This is a genomic window from Streptomyces sp. NPDC051064, assembly GCF_044455985.1.
Lineage (GTDB): Bacteria > Actinomycetota > Actinomycetes > Streptomycetales > Streptomycetaceae > Streptomyces.
This window is the reverse complement of sequence record NZ_JBITFK010000002.1, coordinates 320,208-337,446: the sequence shown is the minus strand read 5'-3', so window position 1 is coordinate 337,446 and position 17,239 is coordinate 320,208. Positions and strand designations below refer to the sequence as shown.

Here is a 17,239-nt window from a genome sequence, read left to right as displayed (position 1 = left end):
GGGCCCATGGACACCGCCATCCAGCATTACGCCCGTACGCTCGCTCTCCGCTCGCCGGACCACTACCGGGTCGGCCCCTTCACGGTGCGCCACAACCCGGGCTGGGAGCTGAAGTTCGCCAACTACGCCATCCCCGACCAGGGGGCCGAACCCACCGCACAGGACGTCGCCGACCTGGTCGCCGCGTTCCGTGAGCACGACCGGCTGCCCCGGCTGGAGTTCCTGCCCGCCTGGGCGCCCGCAGTCGAACCGGCCCTGCTGGCGGCCGGTTTCACCGTCGAGAACCGCGCACCCGTCATGGCCTGCACCGCCGACGGCCTGCTTACGCCCAAGCCGGTGGACGGCCTCCGCATCGCCGAGCCCGTCACCGACGCGGAGTTCACCTCCGCGGCCGCCGTCCAGCACACCGGTTTCGGCGGGGAGGGCGGCCCCGACGACGGCGAGATCGCCTGGCTGCGCCGGGCGACGGAGAGCGGCGGCGTCTCGGGACTGGCCACCGTGGACGGCCGCCCCGCCGGCGCGGGCGGCTGCTCGCCCCCGGCCGACGGCATCGGCGAACTGGCCGGTCTGGCCGTCGCCGACGCCTTCCGCCGCAGGGGCGTCGGTGCGGCGCTCTCCGCCTGGCTGACCCGCACGGCATTCGAGCGCGGCTTCCACACCGTATGGCTGGAGCCGGGCGGTCCCGACGTCGAGCGGATCTACGCGGGCGTCGGCTACCGCAGGACCGGCGAGAAGCTCAACATCTCGCTCGACCCCGCCTGAGCACGGGCCGGGCTCAGACCAGCCGTCGCGCCGTGGCCCACCGGGTCAGCTCGTGCCGGTTGGAGAGCTGGAGCTTGCGCAGCACGGCCGAGACATGGGACTCGACCGTCTTCACCGAGATGAACAGCTGCTTGGCGATCTCCTTGTACGCGTACCCCCGGGCGATCAGCCGCAGCACCTCGCGCTCGCGCTGCGTCAGCCGGTCCAGGTCCTCGTCGACCGGCGGGGCGTCCGTCGAGGCGAACGCGTCAAGGACGAACCCGGCCAGCCTCGGCGAGAACACCGCGTCGCCCTCCTGGACCCGGAAGACCGAGTCGACGAGGTCGGTGCCGGTGATGGTCTTGGTGACGTAGCCGCGTGCGCCGCCACGGATGACGCCGATGACGTCCTCGGCGGCGTCCGAGACGGACAGCGCGAGGAAGCGCACCGGGTTCTCGACGCCGCCCATCATCGGGGCGCAGCGCCGCAGCACCTCGACACCGCCGCCTCCCGGGAGGTGGACGTCGAGAAGGACGACCTCGGGACGGGTCGCAGTGATCACGGTGACCGCCTGATCGACGTCGGCGGCCTCGCCGACGACCTCGACCCCGGTCTCCTCGGTGCGGCCGATCTCGGCCTGGACGCCGGTGCGGAACATCCGGTGGTCGTCGACGAGCACGACCCGTACCCGGCGCTCCGGGCCCCCGGTCGCTTCGGTGTTCTCGGTCATTCGCTCGCCCTCTCCATCTCCAGCTCGACTTCCGTGCCCCCGCCGGGCGCCGAACGCAGCCGCGCCGTGCCGCCGTTGCGCTGCATCCGGCCGATGATTGATTCTCGTACGCCCATCCTGTCGCCCGGAACGGCGTCCAGGTCGAATCCCGGCCCCCGGTCCCGTACGGAGACGAAGACCGTGCGGCCCTCGACCTCCGCGTAGACCTGGACGGCACCGCCCTCGCCACCGTACTTGGCGGCGTTGACCATCGCCTCGCGTGCGGCCTGCATCTGCGCCGCCAGCTTCTCGTCGAGCGGGCAGTCGCCGACGACGACGACCTCCAGCGGGACCCCGTGCATGTCCTCCACCTCGGCGGCGGCCCGCTTGACCGCCTCGGCGAGGCTCGCCGGCTCCTCGGCCTCCTCCTTGCCGGTGCCCTCCGGGTTGTACAGCCAGTTGCGCAGCTCGCGCTCCTGGGCGCGGGCGAGCCTGCGGACCTCGCCGCCGTCGTCCGCGTTGCGCTGGATCAGCGTGAGCGTGTGCAGGACGGAGTCGTGGACATGGGCGGCCACCTCGGCACGCTCCTGGGCCCGGATGCGCATCAGGCGTTCCTCGGAGAGGTCCTGTGTCATCCGCACGAGATAGGGGCCCGCGAGCAGCGCGATCCCGGTGAGTACGGCGATGGCGGCGGTCAGCGCGGTGCCGAGCTGGGCCGCCGAGCCCCGCACCACCATGAAGGCGGCGAGGCCGAGGCCGACGAGCGCGACGCCCGCCAGTCCCCGGGCCAGTTGCAGCACACGGCGGCGGCGGCCGACCTCCATCCAGCGGGCGCGGCGCGCGTTGTCGGCCTGGCGCCACACCAGGACGGAGCCCGCGCCTATCAGCAGCGCGGGCCAGACGTAACGGTCCGCCTTGCTGCCCATGTCGACGTTGCCGACGAAGACCATGGCGCCGACGAGCAGCGCGACGAGGGCGAACACCTGGCCCTTGTCCGGCTTGCGGAGTCTGCGCCGGCCGTCCGGGGCGGTCTCGAAGAGGGACCGCTCCACCCCGCCCATCCCGCCGCCCCCGCCGACCCCGAGCGGTACGACGATCCAGAACACCGCGTAGAGCAGGGCGCCGAGGCCGTCCGCGAAGAACAGTCCGAGGAAGACGAACCGGACCCAGGCGACGGGCAGCCCCAGATGTCCGGCGAGCCCGCGCGCGACACCGCCGAGCATCCGCCCGTCGGCGCTGCGGTAGAGCTTGCGCGGCGCCGGCTCCTCCGGGTCCTGGGCGTGGGAGCTCGGGGCTCGGGTCGTGGCTGCTGGCATGTACCGATCGTCACACGTTCCGGCGGGCCGCGGCATCAGGGTCTGCCCGGACTCGACCCTGAGGAGGCCACAGGGTGACCGGGCGGGCACCCACCGGCCTCCGGGACGCAATATCAGGGATCGGCCAGGGTCGTCGCGGGTCCCACAAGGGCGTACGGGCCGTCACCATGGAGCCATGACCGTTCCCCAGGACGCCTCCCCCGGCGTCACACCGCCCCCCGAGCCGGCACCGCGGCTGCAGCGCAGCCCGCGGCAGAAGGTCGTGGCCGGGGTGTGCGGCGGGCTCGGCCGGTACTGCGACGTGGACCCGGTGATCTTCCGGATCGTGCTGGGTGTCCTCGCTGCGACGGGCGGCATCGGGCTGATCTTCTACGGCTTCGCGTGGCTGCTGCTCCCGGTGGAGGGCGAGGACGAGAACGAGGCGCGCAGGCTGCTGTCGGGCCGGGTCGAGGGCGCCTCGCTGATCGCACTCGTGCTGGCCCTGGCGGGCTGCGGGCTGCTGCTGTCGATGCTGCACAACGGCGGGATGCTCGCCTTCGCCGCGATGCTGTCGCTGACCGTGATCGGCTTCTCGGTCTGGAGCCGGCACCGCCGGACGGCCCCGCCCGAGGACGCGCCGGGCACGACGGCACACACTCCAAAAAGTACGGCGCACGCCGCCGGCCACGGGGCGCCGCCCGAGGTGAAGGCGCCGCCCACGCCGGGCAGCCCGTCCTGGTGGCGGGACCCGATCGTCAAGGACGGCACGACCGGCCCGGCGGGGACCGGCTATCTCTGGGGTCCCGAGAACGCGGTGTCGGAGGCGGCGGAGCTCGACAGGAACAGGCCGACGGCGGACGCCCCGTACCGGCCGCCCTACCGCCCGACGGGCACCCGGGGCCCCCGCTCGATCGGCGGTCTCGTCTTCCTCCTCGCCCTGATCGCGGGCGGCCTCGGGACGGGGCTGAGCTGGGACACCCATCCACTGGGTACGAGCCTGCAGATCGGGCTCGCGGCGGCGCTCGGGGTGTTCGGCCTCGGCCTGCTCGTCGCCTCCGTCCTCGGCAGGACCGGCTTCGGCACGGTCCTGCTGGCCATGATCACGGCGGGGCTGCTGGCGGGGGCCTCGGCCGTCCCGGACGACGTCGGCACCGACTGGGTCCGCAAGGAGTGGCACCCGGCGTCGGTGGCCACGGTCCAGCCGCAGTACAAGCTGGGCACCGGGGTCGCGAAGCTCGACCTCTCCGGGGTCACCGTCCCGGAGGGCGAGACCCTGCGCACCCGGATCGAGGTCGGCGCGGGCCGCGCGCTCGTCGTCGTACCGGCCGGGGTGACGGTGAAGGTGGACGCGGAGGCGGGCCTCGGCGACATCCAGTTCCCGTCCGACCAGCGCAAGGACGTGGACATCGCCCCCGACCGGCGCACCCGGCAGACCATCGGACCCGCCGAGGACAGCAAGCCCGCCGGCACCGTCGAGCTGGGCATGGGAGTCGGCATCGGACAACTGGAGGTCACCCGTGCTACGTCATGAGATCCGGCCGGGCCGCGCGGTGGCGGGCCTCGTCATGCTGACCCTGGCGGCCGGTTACGCGGCGGACGCGGCGGGCGCGTGGAACGCCCCGTGGACGTTCTTCGCCCCGGTGTTCCTCGGCGGCCTGTGGCTGGCCGCCACGGCGACCTGGGTGAGCTACCGGCTACGGCGACGGCGGGAGGCGCGGAAGGCCGCGGCGGAGGCGTCGGCACCGGAGCCCGCGCCCGGTGGTTCCACCGTGGTGCCCTGACCACCGCGCGGCCCTCAGATACGCCCGCGGCGCCGCCCTCCTCGCAGGGCGTCCACCGACCAGTAGGGCGCTCCGGCCAGCAGCAGCGGCAGCCAGGCCATGAGGTAGACCAGGTCGTTGCCGTAGTAGTACGGCGTGCTCTGCCAGCTCACCGTCAGCCACAGGCTCAGCGAGATCAGCGCCCCGCCGAGCGCCGCGAGCCGCGCCCACAGGCCGGCCAGGGTAGCGAGGCCGACGAGGAGCTCGCCGATCGCGATGGCGTACCCGAAGCCTTCGGGGCTCTTCAGAGCCAGGTCGACGAGGCCCGGGATCGCCGCGCTGTCACGTACGGCGTTCATCATCTCGCCGATGGAGCCGGCCCCGCTCGCGGACAGGAACGCACTGTCGGTCAGCTTGTCGAGCCCCGCGTAGACGAAGGTGACGCCGAGAAAGATCCGCAGGGGCAGGAGCGCGTACTGCCCCGCCCGGTCGCGGAGACTTCTCGGCTCGTCGAGCCCGTAGGAACCGCCCCTGTACCCGTGCATCACTGCCCCGCTTTCCGTTGGCCTTCCGACAGACCATACGTACGCCGGTTCGGTGCGGCTCACCAGGTGTGCGGTCAGTCCGTGACATCGATGCGGCAGGAGTTGGTCTCCACGCCCGCGGCCGTGACGACCTGTACCTCCACCTCGCCGGGTTCGACCTCGACGGGCACGGGCACGGTGAGCACGGTGTCCGCCGGGTTGGCGAAGCCTCCGGTGACCGGGATCAGGGGCACGTGCACGTGTACGCGGCCGATCCTGACGACCACCCGTGCCAGCCGGTCGGGACTCCCGGCGCCCGGCGGCACGAATCCGGCACCCCGGATCTCGATGTCGTCGCCGGTACGGATCGGGGCGTCCAGGTCCCCGGCCTCCCTGGCCCGGACGACCGACAGGATGACGGGCCGGCCGCCCTCGGCGTACTTCCCCGCGAAGTACGTCACCGCCGAGACGCCCACCAGGACCGCCAGGCCCCACGGCAGATCCGGCAGCTGCTCGGGGCGGCGGGCCAGGCGGACCGCGGCGAACAGCACGGCGACCGTACTGACCAGGACGTACTGCACATCGGTGAAGCTGCCGCGTCCGGAGTCGTCGGTCAGCAGATCGGCGGCCCGTGGCCGGTCGGCCCGCAGCTTCTGCAGCCGCTGCCCCAGGACGCGTACGGTCACCACCCGGCGTACGACGACGGCGACGGCACACACCAGCGCGAGCACGGACAGCACGCCGGCCGAGCGGACCAGGTCCAGCCCCTCGATCAGGGCGTCGCGGTCGGCGTGTGCCGACGCCCCGGCCAGCTGGAGCGCGAGGACGAGGACGGCGAAGACCGCGAGCAGCACCCAGGATGCCGCGACCGTACGTGAGGTGGAGAGCCGGTTGTCCTCGCCGATCAACGGGGCGAGGAGGCCGCCGCGGGCCCGGTGGACGCGGGCGGCGCCCGTCAGCAGGCCCGCGGTGACGAGTGCGGCGAGCAGGCCCGCGGTGCGTGCGGTGGACCAGCCGGCGCCGATGGCGGTGACGGCCTCGGCGATGACCAGCAGGGCGACGCCGCCCCAGACCACGGTCAGGGTGCGCCGCCAGAGGGCGTGGAGCCAGGCGTCACCGGCCTCCCTGCTGCGGTCGGCGACGGTGCGGGCCGACTCGGTCAGCTCGTCCGACACCCACTGCCGGGACGCGGACACCGACTGGGCGACACCGCCGGGCAGGCCCTGGCCGGCGGCGAGTTCGTCCCGCTTGGCGAGGAAGGCCGCCACGGCCCGCCGGTGCCCTTCGCGTGCCCCGTGCGGGCAGTCGCCGCACGTACAGCCACCGCCGTGCGTACTTTTCGCCCTCGCCTCGTCCAACGCCACGGAGAACGCCGCCCTTTCCCGCCCCGGTACCAACCAACTCGCCTCTGATTTCTGCGAATTGTGCCGTACGGGGCCGCTCCGTCCCGCATCGGGGCGGCTCGGGGGCGCTCGTTGTACGGATGTGCGATTGTCAGGCGCTGAGGACGAGGTAGGCGAGGCCCAGTGTCCCCCGGTATCCCCCGTAGTAGCCGGTGCGGCGGGCGTCGACGGCCTCGGTCACCGCGGCGTGCAGCCGGTGCCCCGGATTGGCCAGCGCCCAGCGCTCGCCGCGCCCGATGTTGGCGGCGGACTCGAAGAGGTCCCACTCGCGCCGGTCTGCGACGGTCACCTGGAGCGGCCTGAGTCCGGCCGCCTCCGCCTGCCGGATCAGACCCAGGAGCGGGCCGAAGTCGTCCGGCTCCGCGCCGAGGCCCTCCAGCGCGGCGGGCGAGGGCTCACGCTCCCAGAACCCGTCCCCGAACAGCACCCGGCCACCGGGGCGTACGGCGGCCCGCAGGGCCTTCAGCGCCTCCGGGGTACCGCCCGGCCAGGCATGCGAGGAACCGATGGAGACGGCGAGGTCGTAGCCGGTCGCCGGATGCTCGGCCGCCGGGACCTCGTGGAACCGCACCCGGCCCGTGAGCCCTCGCTCCTCGGCCAGCCGCAGACCCCGCGCGACGGCGTCCGGGTCGGTCTCCATGCCGTCCCCCGTGGAGCCGGGCGCCGCCTCGACCAGGCGCATCAGCAACTCACCCCAGCCGCTGCCGAAGTCGGCGATCCGGGCGCCGGGCGCGGGGGCGCAGGCCGAGATCAGCTGGGCGGCGTGCTCCTCGGAGAGCGGGGTGTTCCAGGTGAGGCGGTCGTTGCCGGGGGCGGACATGAGGGCGCGGACTTCTTCGGCGGTCATGGTGAGGCACCTTGGCACGGGCGCTGGGATCGTGCCAGTGGATTCAGGGGCGGCGCCGGTTGATCGCCGTCAGATCGACGTCCAGGGGGAAGGGGACCGTCAGGGTGAGCTTGTCACGGTGGATGCCGGTGGGCACGTAGACCTCCAGCGCGGGGTCGAGTTCGTAGACGTACACGATCGGCAGCCCGTCCTCGTCCGCCTCCACCCGCCAGTAGTGCCGGACTCCGGCGGCCGCGTACTTCCGGGGCTTGACGTCGCGATCGCGCTCCACCGAATCGTCCGAGACCACCTCGACGGCGAGCAGGATGTCCTCGGGCCGGAACCAGGTCTGGCGGTGGCCCGTGTTCGCCTCGACGGGGAACACGAGCACGTCCGGCTCCGGTCTGTTCTTCTCGTCCAGCTTGATCGTCATCTCGCGCAACACGTCCAGGTGAGCCGGCGCCTGGTCCAGGAGCGCGTTCTCGAACAAACGCATGGCGCGCCCGTGAAAGGCGGTCTGCGGACTCATGAAGACGAGATTCCCGTCGATCAGCTCGGTGTGGGGCGGGAGGCCCGGAATCCGGTCAAGGTCGTCCGCCGTCCAGCCGCCCTCCGGCGGGACGGGCCACCGGTACGGCTGCTGCTCAAGCCCGGGCTCGGGTGCGGCGCTCATGATTGCTCCCATACGCCGAAGTCTCGTCTCTTCACTCAGCGTACCCATCCGATACGACGATGCCGCCGCCCAAACGAATGAGCGACGGCATCGGCATTGACCTCAGGGAGCGGGGGTCACTCCCACTCGATCGTCCCCGGCGGCTTGCTCGTCACGTCGAGCACCACGCGGTTGACGTCGGCTACCTCGTTGGTGATGCGGGTGGAGATCTTCGCCAGCGTCTCGTACGGCAGGCGCGACCAGTCGGCCGTCATGGCGTCCTCGGAGGAGACCGGGCGCAGCACGATCGGGTGGCCGTAGGTGCGGCCGTCGCCCTGGACACCGACGCTGCGGACGTCCGCGAGCAGGACCACGGGGCACTGCCAGATGTCACGGTCCAGGCCGGCCGCCGTGAGCTCCTCGCGGGCGATGGCGTCGGCCTCGCGCAGCAGGTCGAGCCGCTCCTTGGTGACGTCGCCGACGATACGGATCCCGAGGCCGGGGCCCGGGAACGGCTGGCGCTGGACGATCTCCTCCGGCAGGCCGAGCTCCTGGCCGACCATCCGGACCTCGTCCTTGAACAGCTGGCGCAGCGGCTCGACGAGCTGGAACTCGATGTCGTCGGGAAGCCCGCCCACGTTGTGGTGGGACTTGATGTTGGCGGTGCCGGTGCCGCCGCCGGACTCGACGACGTCCGGGTAGAGGGTGCCCTGGACGAGGAAGGCGACCTCGGGGCCGTCCTCCTGGAGGATCTCCAGCTGGGCCTGCTCGAAGACGCGGATGAACTCGCGGCCGATGATCTTCCGCTTCTGCTCCGGGTCGGACACGCCGGCCAGGGCGTCGAGGAAGCGCTTCTCCGCGTCGACCACCTTCAGCTTCGCGCCGGTCGCGGCGACGAAGTCCTTCTCGACCTGTTCCGTCTCGCCCTTGCGCATCAGACCGTGGTCGACGTACACGCAGGTGAGCTGGGAGCCGATGGCCTTCTGCACGAGGGCTGCGGCGACCGCGGAGTCCACGCCGCCGGAGAGGCCGCAGATGGCGCGCTTGTCGCCGACCTGCTCGCGGATCAGGGCGATCTGCTCCTCGACGACGTTGGTGGTCGTCCAGGTCGGCTCGATGCCCGCGCCCCGGTAGAGGAAGTGCTCCAGGACCTGCTGGCCGTAGGTCGAGTGCATGACCTCCGGGTGGTACTGGACGCCGTAGAGCTTCTTCTCGTCGTTCTCGAAGGCGGCGACCGGGACGACGTCGGTGGACGCGGTCACGGTGAAGCCCTCGGGGGCGGCGGAGCAGGCGTCGCCGTGCGACATCCAGACCGACTGCTCGGAGGGCGTGCCCTCGAAGAGGGTGGAGCCGGCCTTGGAGACGGTGAGCGGGGTGCGGCCGTACTCGCGGGCACCGTTGTCGTCGACCGTGCCGCCGAGGGTGGTGGCCATGATCTGGAAGCCGTAGCACATGCCGAAGACCGGGACCCCGGCCTCGAACAGCGAGCGGTCGAGGCTGGGCGCGCCCTCCGCGTACACCGAGGACGGTCCGCCGGAGAGGATGATCGCCCGGGGGTTCCTGGCCAGCATCTCGGCCACCGGCATGGTGGACGGGACGATCTCGCTGTAGACCCGGGCCTCACGGACGCGTCGGGCGATGAGCTGGGCGTACTGGGCGCCGAAGTCGACAACCAGGACGACGTCGGTCGTGGTGTCGGGGGCGGCGGGGGGTGCTGCTGGCACTGGGGCGGCCTTCCGGCGGTGGAGAGGGGGTCGGTCCTCCCAATTCTACCGGCCGTGGGACATGGCCCCGCCGGGCTCCCGTCTCACCATCCGGGCCCGGCGTGGACCCGGCCCGGGGCGGGGTCCATACTGGCTCCATGCGTCAGCACACGATCTTCGTCTTTACCTATGGCACCCGGCCCGCCGGCTGCCATGGTCGTGCTGCTTGAGCAACTGACAAGCAACGTTCCAGGCGCCCCGGGCCGACAGGCCCGGGGCGTTCTGGCGTTCGGGACCTGTCGCTCCGGGCCCTCAGCCCACCGGGAGTCACAGATGACCAGCACCGCACCCACGAAGACGGCCGCCGAGCGGACCGGCGCGCACACCGACGAGGCCGCGTCCCTGATCGGGGGCGCCCGCACCCGCATCGACGCGCTGGACGACCGGATCATCGGCCTCGTCCAGGAACGGATGGCCGTCTCGGCGGTCATCCAGGAGGCGAGGATCACGTCCGGAGGCCGCCGGGTGAACCTCTCGCGGGAGATGGACGTCCTCAGCCACTACAGCGATGCCCTGGGCAAGCCGGGCACGGCACTCGCCATGACGCTGCTGGAGCTGTGCCGCGGCCGGGTGTGACGTACGGGAAGGCTGTACGGCCGCACCCGCGTTCGGTCCGGGTCTCACCCGTACGGCGCGTGACCCGGCCCGGGACGGCTTCGTTGGTCCGTGTGTCCGTGCCAGCCAGGGGCGGCATCGGTAGGAATCCACGCGTGGCTCCGCCGGGACGTGTGGCGTACCGCAGGTACGCCGTGGGAGCACGACCCGGCGCGTGTGACCGGTCGGCAGGGGACAGCAGCCCGGTCACCCATGTGCGGCCGGTTCCGGGGGCGCCCGGGACCGGCCGCCTACGGACCGTCGTGAGCGGCGGCCTCAGGCCTGCCGGGCCCGGCGCCGGTTCGTCGCGTACAGCACGCCGCCCGCGGCCAGGGCGATCACCGCTCCGCCGGAGGCCATCAGCGCGACCGAGCCGGTGGAGGCGAGGCCACCACCCGTGCTCGCCGCCGCGGTGCCGGACGAGCCCGTGCTCCCGCTCGGACCCGAGCCGGAGGACGTGCCCGAGGTGCCGGACGTCCCGGAGTCCTGGCCCGCTGTGTCACCGCCGGCGGAGCCCTCGGTGGCCCCGCCGGTGCCGGTGGTGCCGTCCGACGTCCCGCCGGTGTTCTCGGAGCCGGAGCCGTCGTCGTTGAGCACCAGTCGCGCGGTGTTGTCGGCCGGCTTCGGGTCGAAGGGCAGTTCGGGGTCGCTCAGCCAGGTGTTGCGGATCCGGACGGCGCCGTCGGCGTTCGGAACCAGTTCGGTGATCTTCAGGTCGAAGGGCAGCGAGACGTCGGCCCCGTCGCGCACGGTCATCGACGTGTCGCAGACGTAGCGGGGTGCGCGGTTCTGGTCCTCGCGGTACTTGCCGTCCGCCGTCACGCCCCGGCAGGACTCCGGCTTGCGGGTGACCTCGGCGCCCTCGGGGACGGTGAAGTCGAAGGCGGCGACGGGCTCGCCGGACCGGATGTAGCCGATCCAGGCCGGTCCGTCGTTACGGAAGCCGATGTCCGCGGTGACGGTCTCCCCCACGGCACCGTCCGCCTTGCCGCCCACGGCGACGAAGTTCGCGGTGTTCTCCGTACGGAAGTCGATCTCCTGCTGGTTGTCCAAGGGGTCCAGGTCCGCGCCCCGGGCGGAGGAGATGACCTTCTTCAGGGTCAGTTCGGGGCCGGTGCCCCGGGTGAAGGCCGCGCCCGCGCGCTGTGCGGAGCGCTGTGCGGCGCTGTCCTCGTTGATGCGGTAGATGAAGGTGTCGTAGAACGCGCGCTCGGTGGCCTTGACGGACAGCGGCTCCGCCAGTGTGTAGGTGGCGCCCGGTTCGTAGGAGCCCGCGACCGAGCACAGGGCGGTGGCCCAGGCGAAGCCGTCGAACGGCTCTTCCCCGGCCTCGCCGTCGTACTCGCAGTTGGCGTAGCGCTCGGGGATCTCCATCCCGCGTGAGTACCTCAGGGTCAGCAGGACGCCGTCGGCGGCCGTGGTGCCCTTGTTGGTGAACGTGATCGGGGCGGGCTGTACGTCGCCCGGCTCGAGCTCCTGCTTGAAGGGGAGTTGCTTCATGACCAGGTCGGGGCCGCCGACGGTCACCTTCGTCGAGAAGGGCGTGAAGGTGACCCCGTCCGCCGATCCGGTCACCTCGATGGTGCCGGAGGTGCCGTCCTTGCTGCCCTTCGCCGCGGCGAGGTCGAAGTCGGCGATGGAGCTGAGACCCGCGTAGACGCCCCAGTCGCGGCAGACGGCCGTGGCCCCGGTGATCTCGCAGTCCGATCCCGTGTCCTCGGCCGGGGTGAGTTCGGCGACGCCCGCGATGCCGCTGAGGTCGAGGGTGTAGGTCACCTCGCCCTCGTAACCCATGCTCTCCTCGTCGGGGTCCGGGTTGTGGACGGTGAGCCCGAGTGAGGACTTCTGGGGGCTGCCGGTCTCCGGGTAGGGGTGCAGGGCCGTCTCGGCGGGGCCGCCGAGCGTGAAGACCGGGCCGTCCGCCTGCGCGGGGGCGGCCACGGCGAGCGAACCGGCGGCGATCAGCCCGGCCGCGGCGAGGCCGCCTGCCGTCCGGCGCAGCGCTGTTCTCGGGGAAAGGCGTGTCATCGCGAACCTCTGGGGATCGGCGGAGCTGTGTGACTGCTGTGACGCAGTACGGGTTCGACCACGCAGCGGTGCGAACAGTTGCTGCGGCCGAGATCACGAATTGGGCACGGCGCACAGGTGTGGCGGGCGCCACATAAAGATTCTGTGAAACCCAGGACAACCGTTGTCGCATTTCACAGGTCATGTATGGCGAACACACCGGCTTGTTCCGTCCCCACAACGGCGGCCTGTTCATCCTTTTCAGGCGTACCGCAGTCCACGCGGTACCACGGACCCGCTGAGGCCCCAGATGAAGCTCCGCCGCACCCTGGCACTCGCTGCCGCCACCGCTGTCATAGGCCCGGTCGTCCTGCTCTCGGCACCGGCCGCCTTCGCGGACGTCGAGACCACGACGACCGAGAGCCCCTCGGCCACGCCGACCGAGACGGAGAGCGAGTCGCCGTCCCCGACGGCGACCCCCGAGAACACCGAGTCCGCTTCGCCGTCCGTGACGCCGTCGGCCACGGAGTCGTCCGAGGGCACCACGCCCGGGACGGCCTCCCCGACCCCGACCGCCACCGAGTCGGAGACGGCGTCCGCGACGCCGACGCCCACCGCTTCGGAGACCGACGAGGAGGAGGGGGACGAGCCGCTCGACGACTGCGAGCCGCGTCCGCTCGAACTCTCCATCAACGGCCTCTCCGGCAAGATCGTCCGGGGGAGCGGCTGGGACCGGTTCACCCTCAACGTCTACAACGACTCGGAAAAGACCGTGAAGAACGTCGCGTTCTTCGCGGGCGCCGCTGCCGACAAGGCGGGCGAGCAGCTCTTCACGACCAAGCAGGTCCGGCTCCAGGCCCTCAACGAGGCGGAGGGCACCTGGGAGGACATAGAGGACCTGGAGGACGGCACGTCATCCGGCTACGTCGGCCAGACCGACGAGATCAAGCCCGGCTACGAGGTCGACATCGACCTGCGCCTCAAGGTGGAGGCCAGCGCCCCGGTGGGTGCCGGCTTCAGCCTCGGCGGCGGGCTCGTCTTCGGCGAGGAGCTCCAGGCCGTTCCGTGCTTCACCGACGTCGCGTACAAGTTCCAGATCGTCAAGGCCGGTGACGACGACGGCGCGAAGCCCCAGGAGGGCGGCAACGTCCCCGTCCCCACCACGAAGCCGGCCGCCGACACCGCCGAGGTCACCGGCAGCCTCGCCGAGACCGGTTCGTCCTCCAGCACGTCGGTGATCGCCCTCGCGGGCGGCGCGGCCGTGGTGCTGGGTGCCGGTGCGATGTTCGTCGTGCGGCGCCGCAGGAACGGTGACGCCGCCGCGTAAGGCGCGTCACCCGTAGGACCGCGAAGGGGCTGCACTCGGAGGGGGGTGCAGCCCCTTGGCGTTCCCGGACTCAGGCGTCCGACGCGGCCTTCTTCGGCGGCACCGCCGGAATCCCCAGGAACGGCAGCTTCAGCGCACCGAACGCCTCCTTCGGCACGGCGGGCGCCTTCGGCTCGACGGCGGCGAGCCGTTCGTACGCCGTGTCCTGTGCCGGGCGCGGGTCCGTCTCGCCCTTGTTGGGCCAGAAGGACATCGCGCGCTCCGCCTGTGCCGTGATGGTCAGCGAGGGGTTGACGCCCAGGTTGGCGGAGACCGCGGAGCCGTCGACCACGGAGATGCCGGGGTGTCCGTACAGCCGGTGGTACGGGTCGATGACGCCCTCGTCCGGGCTCGCCCCGATCGGGCAGCCGCCGAGGAAGTGCGCGGTGAGCGGGGTGCCCATCAGCTCCCCGATGTTCGATCCCGCGAAGCCGTTGATCTCCTGGGCGAGCAGTGTCGCGCCCTGGGTGGCCTCGGCTATCTGGGTCGGGTTGGGCGAGCCGTGGCCCTGGCGGGCGGTGAGCAGGCCCTTTCCGACGCCGCCCGGCTTGCGGTACGCGGTCAGTGAGTTGTCCAGCGACTGCATGACGAGCCCGATGATGGTCCGCTCCGACCAGCGCCGGTTGGACAACGAGCGCATCGTGAGCCACGGGTGCCGGGCCACGTTGCCGAACCAGCTCAGCACCCGGTGGGTGCTGTAGGGCACCTGGAGGATGGTCAGCGCGCCCATGGCGTTGGAGCCCTTGCCGTACCGCACCGGCTCGATGTGGGTGTTCTCGTCCGGGTGGATCGACGAGGTGATGGCGACGCCCTGGGTGAAGTCGGCCTTGGCGGTGCCGTGCTTCTTGCGGTAGCGGCGGTCGCTGGTCTGCGCCCCCACCAGGCCCTCGGAGTTGGTGCGGGTCAGCTCGCCGAGCCGGGACGACAGCCGGGGCAGCAGCCCTTCGTCCTTCATGGTGTGCAGCAGGGTCTGGGTGCCGTACGTGCCCGCCGCGACGATCACCTTCCGGGCCCGCAGCACGGACGGTGCCGCCTTGCGGCGCCGGTGCGTGGGCACGGTCGAGACGCGGTAGCCGCCGTCCGGGTCGTCGGTGACCGCGACGACGGAGGTCATCGGGTGGATGACGGCACCGGCCTTCTCCGCCAGGTAGAGGTAGTTCTCGTTGAGGGTGTTCTTCGCGCCGTGCCGGCAGCCCGTCATGCACTCGCCGCACTGGGAGCAGGCCTTGCGGTCGGGGCCCGCGCCCCCGAAGTAGGGGTCGGCCGTCTCCCCGCCGGGTTCGGTGCGCGCCGTGCCGTCGGCGTCCTGGCCGTCGCCGAAGAAGACGCCGACCGGGGCGAGGTGGAAGGTGTCGCCGACGCCCATGGACTCGGCCACGGACTTGAGGTGGACGTCCGCCGGGGTCACGGTCGGGTTGAGCCGCACCCCGAGCATCCGCTTCGCCTGGTCGTAGTACGGCGCCAGCTCGTCCTTCCAGTCGGTGATGTCCGCCCACTGGCGGTCCTCGAAGAACGGCGCGGGCGGCACGTACAGGGTGTTGGCGTAGTTGAGGGAGCCGCCTCCGACGCCCGCCCCGGCCAGCACCATCACCTTGCCGAGCAGGTGCACCCGCTGGATGCCGAACAGGCCGAGCGCGGGTGCCCACAGGTAGTTCTTGATGTCCCAGGAGTTCTTGGGCAGCGTCGCGCGCGTGAAGCGGCGGCCGGCCTCCAGGACACCGACCCGGTACCCCTTCTCGCTGAGCCGCAGGGCTGAGACCGCGCCGCCGAAGCCCGAGCCGACGACGAGGACGTCGTAGTCGTACGCGTCGTCGTCCGCCGCCGGAGCGGCCTGATTCTGGGCAGGGCTGTCCTGGGACATGGCTCTCCTCGGTACGAAAAGGGCAGATAAGGGGTGGCTGAGGGGGTCAGCGCAGCCGGAAGGCCTTCATCGCCTTGAGACTGCGGCTCATGAAGGCGGCGTACTTCTCGTCGTCCATCCCGAAGGCCGGAGCGAGGGGGATCAGCCGCTGCTGGGCGACCGTCTGGGCCTCGGTGTACTTCAGGATGCCCTCGGAGCCGTGCCGCCGGCCGAGGCCGGAGTCCTTCATGCCGCCCATGGGCGACTGGACGCTGCCGTACGCGGGTGCGTACCCCTCGTTGATGTTGACCGTGCCGGTCCGCAGCCGCGCGGCGATCCGGTGGGCGCGCACGACGTCCTTGGTCCAGATGCTGGCGTTGAGGCCGTAGGGGGTGGCGTTGGCGAGGGCCACCGCCTCGTTCTCGTCGGTGAATCGGTAGAGGGAGACGACCGGGCCGAAGGTCTCCTGAGCGCAGACGGCCATCGGCTCCCGCACGTCGGCAAGGATGGTCGGCTCGTGGAAGAACGGGCCGATGTCGGGGCGGGCCGCCCCGCCGGCGACGACCACCGCCCCCTTCTCCACGGCCTCGGCGACATGGCGGGTGACGGTCTTCAGCTGCCGCCCGCTGACGAGCGAACCCATGTCGGCCCCGTACGCGAGGGAGTTACCGAGCCGCATCGCCTTCGTACGGGCGGCGAAGCGCTCCACGAAGGCATCCGCGACGGATTCGTGGACGTACAGCCTCTCGACGGAAATGCAGAGCTGACCGGCCGAGGAGAAGCAGGCGCGTACGGCGCCTTCGGCGGCCTTCTCGACGTCAGCGTCCTCCAGGACGAGCATGGGGTTCTTGCCGCCGAGCTCCAGCGAGACACCGACCAGCCGCGCCGCGGCGCGCAGGGCGACATCACGCCCCGTCGTGGTCGAGCCGGTGAAGGAGACGTAGTCGGCGCGCGAGACGACCTCCGGCCCGACGACGGGTCCCACTCCGAGGACGACCTGGAACACCTCGGCGGGAAGTCCGGCCTCGATCAGCAGGTCACGGGCCCACAGGGCGGTCAGCGCTGTCTCCGTGTCGGGCTTCATCACGACGGCGTTGCCGGAGACGAAGGCGGGCAGCGCGTCGCCGACGGAGAGTTCGAGCGGGTAGTTCCAGGGGGCGATCTGGCCGACGACCCCGCGCGGCTGGCGCAGTTCGGTGACCTTGGTGAGGACCGGGACGACTCCCGTGTGCCGCTTCGGCTTGAGGTACCAGGCGGCCTTGCGCCCGTAGTGCCGGGCCGCGACGGCGACGGCCTGCACCTCTTCGTGGGCGTGCAGCCGGGCCTTGCCCGTCTCCAGCTGGATGAGGTCGAGGACCTCGGACTGGCGCTCCAGGACGAGGTCGTGGAACCGGAGCAGCACGGCTGCTCTGGCCCGGACCGGCGTGGCGGCCCAGGCGGGCTGGGCGGCCCGGGCGCGCTCGAAGGCGGCCTCGACGTCCTCGGGGGTGGACTCGGGAAGGTCTGCCAGCTTCTCCCCGGTGAAGGGGCTGTGGTTGACCGTGCGGCCCGAGCCGACGACGTCACGGGTCAGCCGGGCGACCACCTCGGGCGTGACCACGTCGGCGGCGGTGCGCGCGCCCGCGGGGGCGGCGGCCACCGGGTTGGTGCCGACACAAGTGCCGGGGGCGGCGGAGGTGTTCGTAGAGACCTGCGAGTCCGTCATGAGGGCGAGAGTATGTCCACCCGCCCACTTTGGGTACCCGTGGGTAACAGGTTT

15 protein-coding genes are annotated in these 17,239 nt (G+C 71.9%); 5 read left to right on the top strand and 10 right to left on the bottom strand.

All coding sequences use genetic code 11. From position 1 onward, the window contains the following. The first annotated feature begins 6 nt into the window (after window positions 1–6). Entirely contained in the window at window positions 7–762 is a 756-nt protein-coding gene (locus tag ACIBCU_RS08375) for a GNAT family N-acetyltransferase (RefSeq protein WP_399230107.1), read from the top strand. 13 nt (window positions 763–775) lie between these two features. On the opposite strand, the gene ACIBCU_RS08370 is transcribed toward ACIBCU_RS08375, so the two are convergent. Further along, on the bottom strand, window positions 776–1,471 hold the full coding sequence (locus ACIBCU_RS08370; protein WP_362938361.1) for a response regulator transcription factor: 696 nt from the start codon (window positions 1,469–1,471) through the stop codon (window positions 776–778). Beyond that, window positions 1,468–2,766: a PspC domain-containing protein gene (locus ACIBCU_RS08365; RefSeq protein WP_399230105.1), complete on the bottom strand. Its 1,299-nt coding sequence runs from the start codon at window positions 2,764–2,766 to the stop codon at window positions 1,468–1,470. The genes ACIBCU_RS08370 and ACIBCU_RS08365 overlap by 4 nt, the downstream gene beginning before the upstream one ends. A 175-nt stretch (window positions 2,767–2,941) precedes the next feature. Here ACIBCU_RS08365 and ACIBCU_RS08360 point away from each other — a divergent pair, with 175 nt between their 5' ends. Together ACIBCU_RS08360 and ACIBCU_RS08355 are read left to right on the top strand one after the other, a co-directional pair. Continuing rightward, window positions 2,942–4,276 carry a PspC domain-containing protein gene (locus ACIBCU_RS08360; protein ID WP_399230103.1) on the top strand — a complete coding sequence of 445 codons (1,335 nt, stop codon included), beginning with the start codon at window positions 2,942–2,944 and terminating at the stop codon, window positions 4,274–4,276. Next, window positions 4,263–4,526 carry a hypothetical protein gene (locus ACIBCU_RS08355; RefSeq protein ID WP_362938352.1) on the top strand — a complete coding sequence of 88 codons (264 nt, stop codon included), beginning with the start codon at window positions 4,263–4,265 and terminating at the stop codon, window positions 4,524–4,526. Before ACIBCU_RS08360 ends, ACIBCU_RS08355 begins: the two co-directional genes overlap by 14 nt. Window positions 4,527–4,540: 14 nt before the next feature. Here the strand turns inward: ACIBCU_RS08355 and ACIBCU_RS08350 are convergent, their stop codons facing one another. The 5 genes from ACIBCU_RS08350 to guaA all read right to left on the bottom strand — a co-directional run bounded on the left by ACIBCU_RS08350 (window position 4,541) and on the right by guaA (window position 9,634). Then, window positions 4,541–5,050 (bottom strand): DoxX family protein, encoded by a 510-nt coding sequence (locus ACIBCU_RS08350; protein WP_362938349.1) that lies wholly within the window; start codon window positions 5,048–5,050, stop codon window positions 4,541–4,543. 74 nt (window positions 5,051–5,124) lie between these two features. Beyond that, window positions 5,125–6,393 carry a hypothetical protein gene (locus ACIBCU_RS08345; RefSeq protein WP_362938346.1) on the bottom strand — a complete coding sequence of 423 codons (1,269 nt, stop codon included), beginning with the start codon at window positions 6,391–6,393 and terminating at the stop codon, window positions 5,125–5,127. 130 nt (window positions 6,394–6,523) lie between these two features. Continuing rightward, window positions 6,524–7,279, bottom strand: coding sequence for a class I SAM-dependent methyltransferase (locus tag ACIBCU_RS08340; RefSeq protein WP_362938343.1), 756 nt, complete (start codon window positions 7,277–7,279; stop codon window positions 6,524–6,526). Between the two features lie 43 nt (window positions 7,280–7,322). Further along, window positions 7,323–7,931: a Uma2 family endonuclease gene (locus ACIBCU_RS08335; RefSeq protein ID WP_399230100.1), complete on the bottom strand. Its 609-nt coding sequence runs from the start codon at window positions 7,929–7,931 to the stop codon at window positions 7,323–7,325. Window positions 7,932–8,047: 116 nt separating this feature from the next. Then, window positions 8,048–9,634: a glutamine-hydrolyzing GMP synthase gene (guaA, locus tag ACIBCU_RS08330; RefSeq protein ID WP_362938337.1), complete on the bottom strand. Its 1,587-nt coding sequence runs from the start codon at window positions 9,632–9,634 to the stop codon at window positions 8,048–8,050. Window positions 9,635–9,946: 312 nt separating this feature from the next. On the opposite strand from guaA, the gene ACIBCU_RS08325 reads away from it, so the two are divergent. Next, window positions 9,947–10,249 carry a chorismate mutase gene (locus ACIBCU_RS08325; protein ID WP_104788373.1) on the top strand — a complete coding sequence of 101 codons (303 nt, stop codon included), beginning with the start codon at window positions 9,947–9,949 and terminating at the stop codon, window positions 10,247–10,249. Window positions 10,250–10,543: 294 nt separating this feature from the next. On the opposite strand, the gene ACIBCU_RS08320 is transcribed toward ACIBCU_RS08325, so the two are convergent. Then, window positions 10,544–12,295, bottom strand: coding sequence for a peptidase (locus tag ACIBCU_RS08320; protein ID WP_399230097.1), 1,752 nt, complete (start codon window positions 12,293–12,295; stop codon window positions 10,544–10,546). A gap of 289 nt (window positions 12,296–12,584) precedes the next feature. Between ACIBCU_RS08320 and ACIBCU_RS08315 the strand changes: the two genes are divergently transcribed. Then, a complete protein-coding gene (locus tag ACIBCU_RS08315) occupies window positions 12,585–13,601 on the top strand; it encodes an LAETG motif-containing sortase-dependent surface protein (protein ID WP_362938333.1) in 1,017 nt (338 codons plus the stop codon). Window positions 13,602–13,671: 70 nt separating this feature from the next. On the opposite strand, the gene ACIBCU_RS08310 is transcribed toward ACIBCU_RS08315, so the two are convergent. After that, window positions 13,672–15,501, bottom strand: a complete 1,830-nt coding sequence (locus ACIBCU_RS08310) for a GMC oxidoreductase (protein WP_399230095.1) — start codon at window positions 15,499–15,501, stop codon at window positions 13,672–13,674. Window positions 15,502–15,547: 46 nt separating this feature from the next. Then, on the bottom strand, window positions 15,548–17,185 hold the full coding sequence (locus ACIBCU_RS08305) for a succinic semialdehyde dehydrogenase (RefSeq protein WP_399230093.1): 1,638 nt from the start codon (window positions 17,183–17,185) through the stop codon (window positions 15,548–15,550). Window positions 17,186–17,239 lie beyond the last annotated feature (54 nt).

Bases quoted from the DNA above. Each gene is read 5' to 3' on its own strand.
- ACIBCU_RS08375 (WP_399230107.1), top strand. From the start codon at position 7: ATGGACACCGCCATCCAGCATTACGCCCGTACGCTCGCTCTCCGCTCG.
- ACIBCU_RS08370 (WP_362938361.1), bottom strand. From the start codon at position 1,471: ATGACCGAGAACACCGAAGCGACCGGGGGCCCGGAGCGCCGGGTACGG.
- ACIBCU_RS08365 (WP_399230105.1), bottom strand. From the start codon at position 2,766: ATGCCAGCAGCCACGACCCGAGCCCCGAGCTCCCACGCCCAGGACCCG.
- ACIBCU_RS08360 (WP_399230103.1), top strand. From the start codon at position 2,942: ATGACCGTTCCCCAGGACGCCTCCCCCGGCGTCACACCGCCCCCCGAG.
- ACIBCU_RS08350 (WP_362938349.1), bottom strand. From the start codon at position 5,050: ATGCACGGGTACAGGGGCGGTTCCTACGGGCTCGACGAGCCGAGAAGT.
- ACIBCU_RS08340 (WP_362938343.1), bottom strand. From the start codon at position 7,279: ATGACCGCCGAAGAAGTCCGCGCCCTCATGTCCGCCCCCGGCAACGAC.
- ACIBCU_RS08335 (WP_399230100.1), bottom strand. From the start codon at position 7,931: ATGAGCGCCGCACCCGAGCCCGGGCTTGAGCAGCAGCCGTACCGGTGG.
- ACIBCU_RS08325 (WP_104788373.1), top strand. From the start codon at position 9,947: ATGACCAGCACCGCACCCACGAAGACGGCCGCCGAGCGGACCGGCGCG.
- ACIBCU_RS08320 (WP_399230097.1), bottom strand. From the start codon at position 12,295: ATGACACGCCTTTCCCCGAGAACAGCGCTGCGCCGGACGGCAGGCGGC.
- ACIBCU_RS08315 (WP_362938333.1), top strand. From the start codon at position 12,585: ATGAAGCTCCGCCGCACCCTGGCACTCGCTGCCGCCACCGCTGTCATA.
- ACIBCU_RS08310 (WP_399230095.1), bottom strand. From the start codon at position 15,501: ATGTCCCAGGACAGCCCTGCCCAGAATCAGGCCGCTCCGGCGGCGGAC.
- ACIBCU_RS08305 (WP_399230093.1), bottom strand. From the start codon at position 17,185: ATGACGGACTCGCAGGTCTCTACGAACACCTCCGCCGCCCCCGGCACT.